We start from the raw sequence: 12,790 nt of genomic DNA, 5'->3' as shown, positions 1-12,790 counted from the left end.
GTCTTCTTAGTGCACGATTAAGATTTCAAGATAATAAAAATAAATTACCGTTATTAAATTACTATTATAGTAGATTAGTTAAATTTGATGGAGGTATTATTATGAAATATTTATTTTCTATACTAGGAACTTTTGGATTCGTCATTCCTTCAGCAGCAGTTTTAGCGATTCCAAATATTAATGTTAACGAAAATAAAGCTAAAAATGACTATTTAAAAAGTGATTTAACAGATGATTATACAAAATTGGGTAGTTTCACCCAAGATGAAGTAAAGTCATTATTGATTCAAAATAAAGAAAATGTAATATTTGATGAAAACAAACTTGAAGATTTACTCTCAAAAAAAGGAGTTAAAGATATCAAAGGTGTTTCAAAAATTTTTGAAAATTACATTTTTAAAGATAAAACTATCATTCAAGTATTAGAATTACTATTTCCTAAACAATCTCTTGTGGATGTGACTTCAACACCAAGAGTTTATAGTGAATGAAAATTCAAAATTCAATATTTCTGATTTACATATATAACAGCATATTGAATTATAGATATTAATGGTCCAATGGCAAAAGATTTTGCTTCAGGATTTACTACAGCGGTTGGTATTGCCCAAATAATTGAGCAATTAACCAAACAAGTGCCTTCGTTATCAAATGCAACAGCTCAGATAACTAAAATAATTCAAGATATCGCACAAAAACTTGAGACTTTTAACAAAGATAACAACGGAATTCAGATTTCAATTTTAGGTTTAATACCTGTTAATTGAGTTACTTCCGCAGTAGACTGAGCCAAAGAATAAAAAATTATCATATTTTAAATATTAATTAATTTATTGCCCAGCTTTTTAAGTTGGGCTTTTTAATTTCATTTTTAGGAACTAGTTACATAATAGGACAAATTCACCAAATAAATATGTAAAGTAATAAAATTAAGTTGGAGGAAATATGATATGAATAAAGAAAAGCTAGAAGAAATTTCTATGGGTCTAATTTCAAATTCAGGAATGGCTAAATCAAGTGCGATGATGGCAATTCAGTCAGCTAAGGAAAATGATTTCTCAAAAGCTGATGAATTTATAAAAGAAGCTCAAGAAAGTTTGGCCAAAGCAGGGCAAATCCACATGGAAGTAATCGTTCAAGAGGCGCAAGGTCAACAAGTACCATTCTCTCCATTATATATGCATTCAGAAGATCAAATGATTACAGCGCAACTTGCTGTTGAAATGGCAGTTGAAATTATATATTTGCATAAAAATAAATAAGAAAATAATGAGGTAAAAATCATGAAGAAATCGGCATATGCTTTTTTGGTTCAAAACCAAGATTCAGAAGTAATGTTGAAATATATTCTTGGATTGATTAATAACAAAGAGGCAATTGATATTAATGATATAGCTGCTAATTGTTATGTTTCAAAATCTTGAATCACAAGATATTTTAAAAGTCATGGGTGAGATGGATTTAGAGAATTTAAATTTTTGCTACAAAATGAATCTAAAAATCCAATAGGAATTCAAAAAGAAGAAAATCAAGAAAATCAATTAATAATTGAAAGCATTGAAAAAACAATTGACCTCAATCAAAATGAAAATTTTACAAAGGCAATTGAAATTATTAAAAATGCTCGCAGAATTTACATTGTTGCTGTGGGTGGGAATAATTCTGTAGCAATTGAGTTAAAAAATCGTCTTGATCGTTTGGGATTTGAAACCGAATTTAATATTGACCAACATGGGATGTATGTTCAAATTTCAAATGGTAAAAAAGAAGATGTTTTAATTGCGATTTCTTATACCGGAGAAACACGCGAAGTTATTAAAAATGTTAATTTAGGAATTAAAAAACAAATGCGTTTGATTTCAATTACTAGAAATGATGAAAGTACTTTATCAAGTCTAAGTGATGTAATTTTATACACGGAAAATACTGAATCTCCTTTTCGAACTTTGTCGGTTCGATCAAGAGTTAGTATGTTTTTTTTAATTATCAAATTGGCAATGATGATTTATAATGAGGATTATGAAAAATATGATGAAAAATTAATTTTAAATTCTTATTAGAATGGAGTATATAAATGACAAGAAAATTAGGAATAGCAATTTACCCTGACAAAATGAGTCAAGCGGATATAAAATCATACTTACAATTAGCTTGGAAAAATAATTTTTCACGAGCTTATTTTACTTTTCTACCAATAAATTTATTAGAAAACAATCAAGAGATATTGTTGCCCAAAATATTAGACGCAATAAATGTTGCTAAGATAATCGGATTCAATACTACAGCTGACATTAATCAAAGAGTCATTGATGATTTGAAAATAGAAATTAAAGATTTGAAATGATTTAAAGATAAGCAAATTGATATAATTCGTTTTGACTTACCAATGAATTCTCAAACTATTGCCAATTTATCTTATAATCCCAATGATATAAAAATTGAATTGCAAATGAGTAATGATAATTATGCGTTACAAGATATTTTAAGTTATGATCCCAAGAAAGAAAATATAGTTGGTTGTCAAAATTTCTATCCTCAAAATTACAGCGCTTTAAATTTACAATATTTTAATAAGACTTCCATACCTTTTTTAGAAGCTGGATTAAAAACAACTAGCTATCTTTCATCCAATAATCCATTAGCTTTTTGTTCTTGACCAAATCACAGTGGAACCCCAACTTTAGAAATTTGTCGCAATCTAAGTATTACCAGTCAAGCCAAACTAATGTGAGCAACAAAACAAGTTGATGATTTAATAATTGCCAATTGTCCGGCAACCAAAGAGGAAATTGAAAATCTTGGTAAATTGGATCGTTTTATTATTTCTTTAAAAATTAAATTGGCAAATAAAATTAATTCAATTGAAAAAATAATAATCCAAGACCGCCAGCACCAAAATCGTGGAGATGTAAATGATTATTTTATTCGTTCAACTGCTACTAGAGTAGAATTTAAAAATGAAAGCAATCCGAAAATAACAATCGAAAAAAAGTTTTTTGAAATTGGGGATGTTCTAATTGGCAATGATGATGCAGGTTTATATAAAAATGAATTACAAATTGTTAAAACTAAGACACCAAATACTGGAGAAAAAAACTTAGTTGGAAAAATTGATTCTGATGACCATGAGTTGCTAAAAATTTTAGATTCTTGACAAAGATTTAATCTAAGAACCTAGTTCTTATTTGTGAAACTACTTTACAAAATCACTAAACTCATTGTTTTGAAAAAAATATTAAAGATAATTAAATCAATAGAATTTATTCTATTAGAAAGGAAATAAGTTATGAAAAAAGGATTGTTGACCTGTTCAGGTGGTTTCTCAACTACCATGATGGCTCAGGCTTTAGATAACATTACAATTCCTGAAGGAATCAAATGAGATGCTTTAGGTATTTCAGCTGGAGGTTTCTCAAGTGATACTTTCGCCGATTATGAAATTGTTTTAGTATCTCCACAAATTAGATTTCGTTTTAACGAAATTAAAAAAATTTGTGACAGCAAAAACATTAAGTGTATGCAAATAGATCCAAAACTATATGTTGCAACACAAGCAAAACAACTATATGAAGAAATAAAATTAGAACTTGCAAAATAGTTTAGAAAGAAGATTTATATGAATATCGAAAAAACCGATAAAGAACAAGAAATATTCGGTCTCGAAACTCAAATTAAAGATAAGAAAAAAGAATTATCTCAATCTTGAGTAAATAATAATGTAATGCCTGGTTTAACCAAATTTGCTAACCAACGCCATATGCTTGCGTTGAGAAATGCGGTTGTGGCCAATATACCATTAATTATTATTGGAGCCTTATTTCTAATTATTCTTAACTTCCCAATCGGAAGTGGAAGTACGGATTTATTAAGTTCAATCCTACCTCCAAGATTAGTTACAACTTTCCAACAAATTAATCGTATGACAATGGGATTAATGTCATTTGTAACTGCCTTTGCCATAGGTTCAGAATTGGCAAAATCTTATAAAATGGATCCAACCACTGGGGGAGTATTAACATTTACTGCCTTTGCGATGTGAGTTGGAGCTGACATGTTATATGTTGGATTAAATGATGCTGGTGGATTAGCTGGTGGAGTTTGAGCGATGAACATGGCCAACATTGGTTCAAAAGGATTATTTGTGGCTATTATTTCTGGTATTGCAATGTATGAGTTCTACAGATTATGTAAGAAATATAACATTACAATTAGAATGCCAAGCGTAGTTCCTAAATCAGTTTCAAATTCGTTTATTATTTTAATTCCAATCTTAATTTGAGCCACAGTTGTTGGTTTAACAAGATTCTGATTAGGATTTGACTTTATAAACGACTTAGGAAAAATATTGAATCCAATCCAAGGAGCTTTAACAGGAACTCTACCTGGGGTTATGTTAACTGCGTTATTAATTACCATTTTCTGAATGTTAGGGATTTCGGGAGCTAGTGTTGTGGGATCTTTTTTAAGACCATTTTGAACAACAGCTATTAGTGCTAACAACGATGCTTTCAATGCTGGACTAGATATTCCATACCTATATCCAGAAGAATTCCTACAATGAGGGGTTTGAGTTGGGGGTAGTGGAGCTACTTTGGGATTACTAATTTCAGCTTTATTATTAGCTAAATCAAAACAAATTAAATCAATTAGTAAAGTAAGTATTATCCCAGGAATATTTAACATTAACGAACCAGTTATTTTTGGATTCCCAATTATGTTAAATGCTTTCTTATTCATACCATTTATTTTAACCCCACAAATTTGTATTTTAGTGGGAGCCTTATTAATGCAAATATTAAATGTTCGCTTTGTGGCAACTGCTCCATGAACTTTACCTGGACCAATTGGGGCTATCTTATCTGCAGGAGTAGATTGAAAAGCAGTATTTATACCGCTCGCGACAATCGGAATTTCCACAGTTTGTTATGCACCATTCATGATGGCCTATGATAAAAGTTTACTAAAACAAGAATTATTCTTGGAAGGAAAAGTTTACAACAAAGAAGAACACTATTCATTCTTAGGTTCATTATCATTGAAAATGAAATGACCAAACAAATTCGATAAAACTAACAAAGCCAAAATTGATGAAGTAAAAATTAGTTTTGATTACAAAAAAATAACTTTACAAAAACAATTTAAAGATAAAATTTTACCAACTAACACTAACGAAAAACTAACAAACAAAGAAAATAAATTAAAAAATAAAGCTCTACAAGTTGATCTGCAAATTGCATTGAGAAACTTAGAATTTGAAAAAGAAAAAGCATTAGCAGCTTACCGTAAAAATGAAAAAATTTGAGCAGTTGTGAAAGAACAAAAATATCAAAACGATATTGTTAAATTGCAAACTGAGAAAAATAAATTTATTATGGCAGAAAGTGAATTGCAAAATAAAAATAAACTAAAAATCCATAAAAAAGAATTTAAAAATAAATTTGTTGAAATTAAGGCTGACTTTAAAAAACAAAAAGCCATCTTATCAACTAATTGAGAAAAAAACAAAAAAGACTTTGAATCAAAAATTAAAAAACTTGATAAAAATTCACCAATTTTAATTGAAACAAAATTAGAATTTAGTAAAACAAAATTAGATTATTGAACACAACGTGTTGAATTAGCAGCGCAGTTAAATGATCAAAAAATGGCAGCAAGCGAGATGAAATAATGCAAGACGGAATTCAATTTACTATTGCCCTGGCAATCGGGATGGTAGTATTTATTATTAGCTATTTTTTAGCAGATAAATTTATTAAAAGATCAAAATTAGGTTTAATATTATTTGGTTCAATCGGAATGATTGTTGTAATGTTAATTGCAGTCGGATTATTCATGTTATGAGAAGATAATGTTTATACCAAAACCATTACCGGAGTTTTATTTGCAATGTATATTGGAGTCTTCTTGAATTTGGTTTCAAATAGATCTCATAGAAAACGTCAAGGTAGTTCCAAAACTCCAATAACAATAGATTAGAGGTTATTATGTTTGATAGAAAATTAGGCATTGCTGTTTATCCTGAAAAAATGGAAATGCAAGCGATGAAAGACTATATTGATATAGCGACCGCCAATGGATTTTCAATTTTATGAAGCGCCTTGTTGCAACTTGATTTAACAGATAAAAATTCAAAAGATATTCTAAGCAAGTATCAAGAAATTTTTAAATATGGTAAATCAAAAAATATGAAGGTAACAATTGATGTTAACTCAAGAATTTTAAAAGAAATAAATTTCAATAATGATTTAGAATTTTTTATAAATTTAGGAGTTGATGTTATTCGATTTGATTCACCAATTGAATCGATTAACTTAGCAAAACTAACATTTAATGATCATGATATTGCAATTGAGCTAAATATGGATAATAATGACTTTCTAGTTAATGACGTTTTATCTTATCAACCAATACAATATCGTGTTCAAGGAAGTCACAACTTCTACCCTCAAAAAAATTGTGGCTTGACAGATGAATACTACTTAGAAACTTCTTTAAAATTTAGAAACCTAGGGTTACGAACTGCGGCTTTTATTTCAAGTTTAAATGAAAGTAAAATTTCAAATTGAGCAATTGATGATAACTGTTGTACTCTTGAATCTTTGCGAGGTAAAGATATCACAACCCAAGCAATTGCTCTTTGAAGCAGTGGGTTAACTGATGATATAATCATTGCTAATGCATTTGCTACCAAAGAAGAGATTATTGAACTTGGCAAGCTTGATCGCTATATTCCTGAGATTAAAATAACTTTAGAAAAAACTGCCACTCCAATCGAAAAGACAATAATTTCTGATGAAGTTCACTTTCGCAGAGGGGATGTTAATCCCAAGTTTATTCGCTCAACTCAAAGCCGTGTGAAATTTAAAAATGAGCAATTTCCAGTTTGTAACGCAGACCAAAACCTAAAAAAAGGTGACATAATTATTGGTAATAATGACTTTAGCCTTTATAAAGGTGAGTTACAACTTATAATTGCTGATGTTGAAAAAGATAATCGCAAGAATCTTGTGGCAAAAGTGAAACCAGATCAATTATTTTTACTAAGTTATATAAAACCATGAACTCGATTCAAATTTAAAATAGTTAAATAGAATGGAATATTAAGATGATAAATTGTCAAGCAATTTATGTTGATGGCGGAGCAACTAGTACAAAAATATATTTCTGTGATGATAAAAAAAATGTCATTGAAAAAACAATTGCTCCAAGATTAAATTTGGTAGCTTTTGAAACTGAATCTTTACACAATTTAGAGTTCATAAAAAATATCCTAAGTCCTTATTCGCAATTACCAATTAGGTTTGGAATTCCTGGAATTAGAATGTACGATCAAAGTATTATCAAGAAAATATTTAATCCAGATTTTAAAGATCTCTCATTCTTAACAGATATTGAATTACAAGCAAATTTATTAATTAAAGAATCAGAATTTAACTTTATGAGTTTGGGCACAGGTTCAGTCAATTTAGAGAGAATAAAAAATCAAACTAGACTTCTTGGTGGATGAGGGCATTTACTTGGTGACTATGGTTCGGCATTTGATTTTGGAAAAACTTGAATTCGTCATGGAATTAACGATTTTGAAAATAAAAAAGTTGAAAGTAACTTTGTTAAAATAACTTGTGATTTTTTTGAAATGAATAATTTTGAAGAAATTAAAAAGTTATATTTGAATCAAGAAAACTTTAAACAAAGAATTTCAGAATTCACAGTTCAAATTTTAACTAAAAACGAAGGTTTAAGTTTAGAAAAGAAAATAGTTTCAACTGAAATTATTAAGAAGTTAGTCGGTGATTTAAAAAAATCCAATTTCAACGGCATGCTACCTTTGTATGTTAGTGGAGGATTGCTTAAATCTACTGAGTATCGCCTTGTATTTTTAGAAGAGTTTAAAAAAGTAGCAATCGATGTTATTTTATTAGAAAATAATAACTAATTTAAAACCCCAAGGCAAAACCTTGGGGTTTTCATATAAATAAGATAAGTTAATAAATTACACTTTTAAGTTGTATTATCTTTAAAAAAGAATTATAATAATAGTGATTTTAGCTTTTAAAATCTATTCAATTATTTGGGATGTAAAGAAATTCCCGATCTAAAGGAGATGAATAAATTGAAAAAATCAGCTTATTCCTTTCTAACAAACAATCGTGGTAAATCAGATTTGTTAGAATATATTTGCAAGAAACTAGAGGCAAAACAAGATCTAGAAATAAATGATATTTCCAAAAATTGTTACATGTCAAAAGCATCGATTACTCGCTATTTTCAAGAACATGGATTTGAAGGATTTAGAGAATTTAGAGTTTTGCTACAAAATGAAAGTAAAGCATTATTTGAGCAAAAACCCGATGGAGACTTTGAAACTGAATTTGTTTTTGACGTTGTTCGACAAACCTTTAATTTAAATTCAAGTGAAGAATTTGAAAAGGTTTATTCGTTATTGCAAAAGGCAAATCGAATTATTATTTCCTCGGTTGGGGGAAACAACTCTGTGGCCATGGAATTAAAAACTCGTCTAGAACGATTGGGATTTGCTTCAGAATTTAATCCCGACTATCACGGTGCTTTTATTAGCATTAACAATACCCAGCCTGGAGATATTTTGTTTGCGTTTTCTTATTCAGGAATTACAGATGAGGTAATTAAGCACGCCAAGGCCGCTAAGTTGCATGGTTGTCAAGTTATCGCATTTACTCGAGATGAAAAAAGTGCTTTATTTGATTTAGCTGATGTTATTTTGAAATTAGATGATTCAGAAAACACTTTAAGATTAGTGGGATTAAAATCAAAAGTTTCGATGTTTTATTTGGTAATTAAATTATTTACATTTATTTATAATTCAGATCCTGAAAAATTCAGTAAGATTTTATTCAATAATATTTATGCCAAGTAATTTTCAAGTTATGGAACTAGTTCCATAACTTATTTTTTACATTGTAATATCTTTTAGTAATTATATCATTAAGTTGTAGAGAGAAGGATTTATATGAAAAATGCTAAAAATGTTGCTAAGCAAATTTGTGACATCATTGGCAAAGACAACATAAATTCATTTACCAATTGTATGACTAGACTTCGTGTTAAAGTCAAAAACAAAGAGCAAGTAAATTTAGATGTTTTAAAAACCACTCCTGGAGTATTAGGGGTTGTTGTAGCAGATGATCAATTGCAAATTATTTTAGGACCAGGCTTTGTTAACAAAGTGGCGGTTGAATTTGGTAAGCTTGTAGAAATAGTTTCTCAAGCAGTGGTTGAAGAAAACTTAGATCAAGCCAACTTTGAAATCAAATCAGCTGAACAAGCTGGTCAAGAAAATAAAGGTAAGTATCGTAACAAAAACAAAGTACAAAACTTTTTAAGTAAAATATCAAAAGTATTTACGCCGTTAATTCCCGCCTTTATTGGAGCTGGAATTCTTTCAGGGATTGCTGGAATTATGTTATCACAAGTTCCAATGCTAGCTGATAAGACCGGTCCCAATTGAGTAGGTTATGAAACTTTGAAATCTTGATGACAAGTAATGAGTTTGTCATTAACAGTTTTAACTAACGTGTTTATTATTGCAGTTGGTTGAAGAATTGGAGAAGAATGAGGAGGCAGCCCAGGAATTTCCGCTTTAATGGCTGCAATGTATTGTTCATTTGTTGGACCAACTATTATTGGAATCTTTATTGATCAAGGTGATAGTTATAACTTCTTGGGAATGTTAATTAACAAAGACAATATTGAATCAAATTGATTTACCGTTGGATTTGTTAACTACACCACAGCAGGAGTTCCGATTTTAGGTGCAGCTCATGCTGGATTAATTGGAGCCATGATTGCTGCTGGGGTGACTGTAAACATTGAAAAAGTTTTCCGTCGCTTTATGCCAGGAGCTATTGATACAATCTTAACTCCAATCTTAGTAATCTTTATTATGGTATTAGTAAACTTCTTACTAATTATTCCACTAGCAGGATACTTATTCACTGCAATATCGTGATTATTTATTAACATTTACCAAAACCCATTTGGAGCCGCTTTCTTAGCTGGTATCTTCTTAATTGCCTTAACATTTGGAGTACACCAAGGTTTCTTACCAGTTTACTTTGCATTAATTCAAGAAACTGGGGTTAATGGTTTATTCCCAATTATGTGTATGGGGGGAACCTCAATGGTTGGGGTCAGCATTGGTTTATGACTAATGGCTAAAAAAGGTTCAGTATTAAGAAAACAAATAACCGGAGCAATCATTCCTGGATTCTTAGGAATTGGTGAGCCGTTACTTTATGGAATCTGTTTACCAAGAGTAAGACCATTTGTAGTAGCTTGTATTACTGCTGCATTTGGAGGATTCTACATGGGGGCGATGAGCTTTTGAGCTGGAATAAATGTGGGAATGAATGCTGCTACAGGTCCAGGAGGATTAACAGCAGCCATCATGATGACCACAATTGATGGAAATATCGTTGCTGGGATATTAACTTATCTATCAGGATTGTTATTAACCTATATGCTTGGGGCAACATTTTGCTGGTTTAGTTACTCAAAAATAGCTTTAAATGGCTCAACTAAAATGAAAACTATTTTCAAAAAAGATAGTGAAATTAGTTTAGGTAAAAAAATTGGTTATGGTTTTGCATTTGCAACAATAATCGGAATCTTTGTTTCATGAATTGTGTGATATGTTAAAACCCCAATCGAAGCTCGTAAACAATTGGCGAGTTTACAATTAAAATAGAAAGGATTTAAGAAAATGAAAGAAGTAAATTTACAAAAAATTTTAACTGAATCAGTTAATGAAAATACTCATGACCTTGATTTAAAAAGTACCACAGAAATCTTAAATCTTATTAATAGTGAAGATGACAAGATTGCCAAAGCTGTTAAGCAGGTAATTCCTGCTATTGCAAAAGTAATTGATCAGATTTATCTAAAGTTTCAAAATAATGGTCGCTTAATTTATTTGGGAGCTGGATCTTCGGGAAGAATCGGAGTTTTAGATGCCAGTGAGATGCTACCAACCTATGGGGTTGAAGATAAGTTTTTCGGTTATATTGCTGGGGGAGATTTAGCTTTGCGAATTCCTATTGAAGGTGCTGAGGATTCTGAAGATTTAGCGATTGAAGATTTAAAAAAAATTAATTTAACCAAAGATGACACAGTTCTAGGAATTGGAGCTTCGGGGCGAACTCCTTATGTAATCGGAGCTTTAAAATATGCCAAAGAAATTGGAGCCTTTGGGGTTGGATTATGTATGACTAGTAATTCTGCTTTTCAAAATTATGGGGATGCAGTAATTGAAGTATTATCAGGACCTGAAGTTGTTACTGGAAGCACAAGAATGAAATCAGGAACTGCTACAAAAATGGTTTTAAATATGATTTCAACAACTCTAATGATTAAAAGCGGTAAAGTTTATGACAACTTAATGATAGATGTTAAGGCTACTAATGAAAAATTGGTTGCCCGTTGCATAAAGATTGTTAATGAGCTAACCAATACCAATGATAACGAAAAAACTTTAACAGCTCTTCAAGCTGCTGATATGGATTGCAAATTTGCAGCCATAATGATTAAAAACAACATTAACTACCATGCTGCTCAAGAATTATTCTTGAAAAATAACTATAAACTTCGAGGTTTAATTTAATTAAAATGGGATCTTATGGATCGTTAACTAAATTTCAAAAAATTGCTATTTGTACAGTTGGACTAATAGCGGTTTTTTGTCTTTTAATCGGTATGGTGTTGTTTTTCTTTAAAATCAGTTTACCAGGTTATATAATGCTTGGGGTTGGAGCTGGTTTATTTATAGTAATGAGTATCATTTGAATTTGCTTTGAGATATTTAATAAAAGCAGGAGGTAAAATATGGGTCTAGCAGGATTAATTCCAATATTAATTGTTTTAGCTTTACTAGTTTCTGCTCTAGGCTCACTATCTGGAGTTGGTGGAGGAGTTCTTTTTGTTCCGATTTTATTGTTATTGTTGACTTCAAAATCCATTGAGGAGGTCAAATTCCTTTCGACCTTATTAGTTTTTACTTCTTCGCTAATTAATGTTTGCTACAATTTGTACAAAAAAAGCATTAATTATTTGGTTATTTTAATTGGTTTGACTTTTTCAATCCCAATGATTTTTTTGGGAAACTACTTAGTAACTTTATTCGATTCAAATATTTTAAAATTAATTATTGGGATCACCTTAATATTTATTGGAATCCTATTAGTTCTAGTTGAGTACAAATTTAAAAATAAATTATTATCAACAACAGTAGAACAAACAAATGCTAAGAAATTTCAATTTCTTAAAATAAGTGATGGCAATTATATAAGTACATTTAAAGTTATTATAATTGCTTTAACTGGAGGCTTAATTACATCGCTAACTGGAATGGGGGGTGGACCAATATTAATGCCACTCTTGTTGATTTGATGTAAATTATCAATTAAGAATGCAGCACCCATTTCACATGCCTTAATTGCTGGGGCCTCTCTAGTTTCATTGATTACCAATTATCAATTTTTTCAAGAATTTGATTTAATTGTAGTACACGGTCTACCAATGATTTTTGGGGTAATTATTGGAACCATTTCAGCAATCTGATTAAAAAAATATGTCAAAAAAGAAATATATATTAAATGAGTTTTAATTATCCTAATCTGGGCTTCTGCTATAAAAATGATTATTGATTACTTTTTTTAAAACAATATTAAATTTATATAAAAAATAACTTGTAAAAGAGTTATTTTTTATATATTTACACTAATATGTGTTATTATTATCTAAATAAGAGGAGGAC

The 12,790-nt window shown here is 29.9% G+C and carries 13 protein-coding genes; all 13 read left to right on the top strand.

Annotated features, from left to right (window positions below):
• Positions 1-101: 101 nt before the first annotated feature.
• Positions 102-800 carry a hypothetical protein gene (locus SALLE_RS04490; protein WP_115558429.1) on the top strand — a complete coding sequence of 233 codons (699 nt, stop codon included), beginning with the start codon at positions 102-104 and terminating at the stop codon, positions 798-800.
• Positions 801-950: 150 nt separating this feature from the next.
• Entirely contained in the window at positions 951-1,262 is a 312-nt protein-coding gene (locus tag SALLE_RS04485; protein ID WP_115558428.1) for a PTS sugar transporter subunit IIA, read from the top strand.
• Between the two features lie 21 nt (positions 1,263-1,283).
• Entirely contained in the window at positions 1,284-2,060 is a 777-nt protein-coding gene (locus SALLE_RS04480) for a MurR/RpiR family transcriptional regulator (RefSeq protein ID WP_115558427.1), read from the top strand.
• A gap of 14 nt (positions 2,061-2,074) precedes the next feature.
• On the top strand, positions 2,075-3,178 hold the full coding sequence (locus SALLE_RS04475) for a MupG family TIM beta-alpha barrel fold protein (RefSeq protein WP_115558426.1): 1,104 nt from the start codon (positions 2,075-2,077) through the stop codon (positions 3,176-3,178).
• A gap of 108 nt (positions 3,179-3,286) precedes the next feature.
• A complete protein-coding gene (locus tag SALLE_RS04470) occupies positions 3,287-3,598 on the top strand; it encodes a PTS sugar transporter subunit IIB (RefSeq protein WP_115558425.1) in 312 nt (103 codons plus the stop codon).
• Between the two features lie 18 nt (positions 3,599-3,616).
• Positions 3,617-5,668, top strand: coding sequence for a PTS transporter subunit EIIC (locus tag SALLE_RS04465; protein WP_115558424.1), 2,052 nt, complete (start codon positions 3,617-3,619; stop codon positions 5,666-5,668).
• On the top strand, positions 5,668-5,976 hold the full coding sequence (locus SALLE_RS04460; protein ID WP_115558423.1) for a putative phage holin: 309 nt from the start codon (positions 5,668-5,670) through the stop codon (positions 5,974-5,976). Before SALLE_RS04465 ends, SALLE_RS04460 begins: the two co-directional genes overlap by 1 nt.
• A gap of 8 nt (positions 5,977-5,984) precedes the next feature.
• A complete protein-coding gene (locus SALLE_RS04455; protein ID WP_115558422.1) occupies positions 5,985-7,091 on the top strand; it encodes a MupG family TIM beta-alpha barrel fold protein in 1,107 nt (368 codons plus the stop codon).
• A gap of 14 nt (positions 7,092-7,105) precedes the next feature.
• On the top strand, positions 7,106-7,936 hold the full coding sequence (locus SALLE_RS04450; protein ID WP_115558421.1) for a hypothetical protein: 831 nt from the start codon (positions 7,106-7,108) through the stop codon (positions 7,934-7,936).
• A gap of 177 nt (positions 7,937-8,113) precedes the next feature.
• A complete protein-coding gene (locus tag SALLE_RS04445; RefSeq protein ID WP_162807959.1) occupies positions 8,114-8,896 on the top strand; it encodes a MurR/RpiR family transcriptional regulator in 783 nt (260 codons plus the stop codon).
• Positions 8,897-8,989: 93 nt separating this feature from the next.
• Positions 8,990-10,726: a PTS transporter subunit EIIC gene (locus SALLE_RS04440; RefSeq protein WP_115558419.1), complete on the top strand. Its 1,737-nt coding sequence runs from the start codon at positions 8,990-8,992 to the stop codon at positions 10,724-10,726.
• 15 nt (positions 10,727-10,741) lie between these two features.
• Positions 10,742-11,638 (top strand): N-acetylmuramic acid 6-phosphate etherase, encoded by an 897-nt coding sequence (gene murQ / locus SALLE_RS04435; RefSeq protein ID WP_115558418.1) that lies wholly within the window; start codon positions 10,742-10,744, stop codon positions 11,636-11,638.
• A gap of 221 nt (positions 11,639-11,859) precedes the next feature.
• On the top strand, positions 11,860-12,693 hold the full coding sequence (locus SALLE_RS04430) for a sulfite exporter TauE/SafE family protein (protein WP_115558417.1): 834 nt from the start codon (positions 11,860-11,862) through the stop codon (positions 12,691-12,693).
• The last annotated feature ends 97 nt before the right edge of the window (positions 12,694-12,790 follow it).

This window comes from Spiroplasma alleghenense, assembly GCF_003363775.1.
Lineage (GTDB): Bacteria > Bacillota_I > Bacilli_A > Mycoplasmatales > Mycoplasmataceae > Spiroplasma_B > Spiroplasma_B alleghenense.
This window is presented reverse-complemented; position numbering and strand designations above follow the sequence as displayed.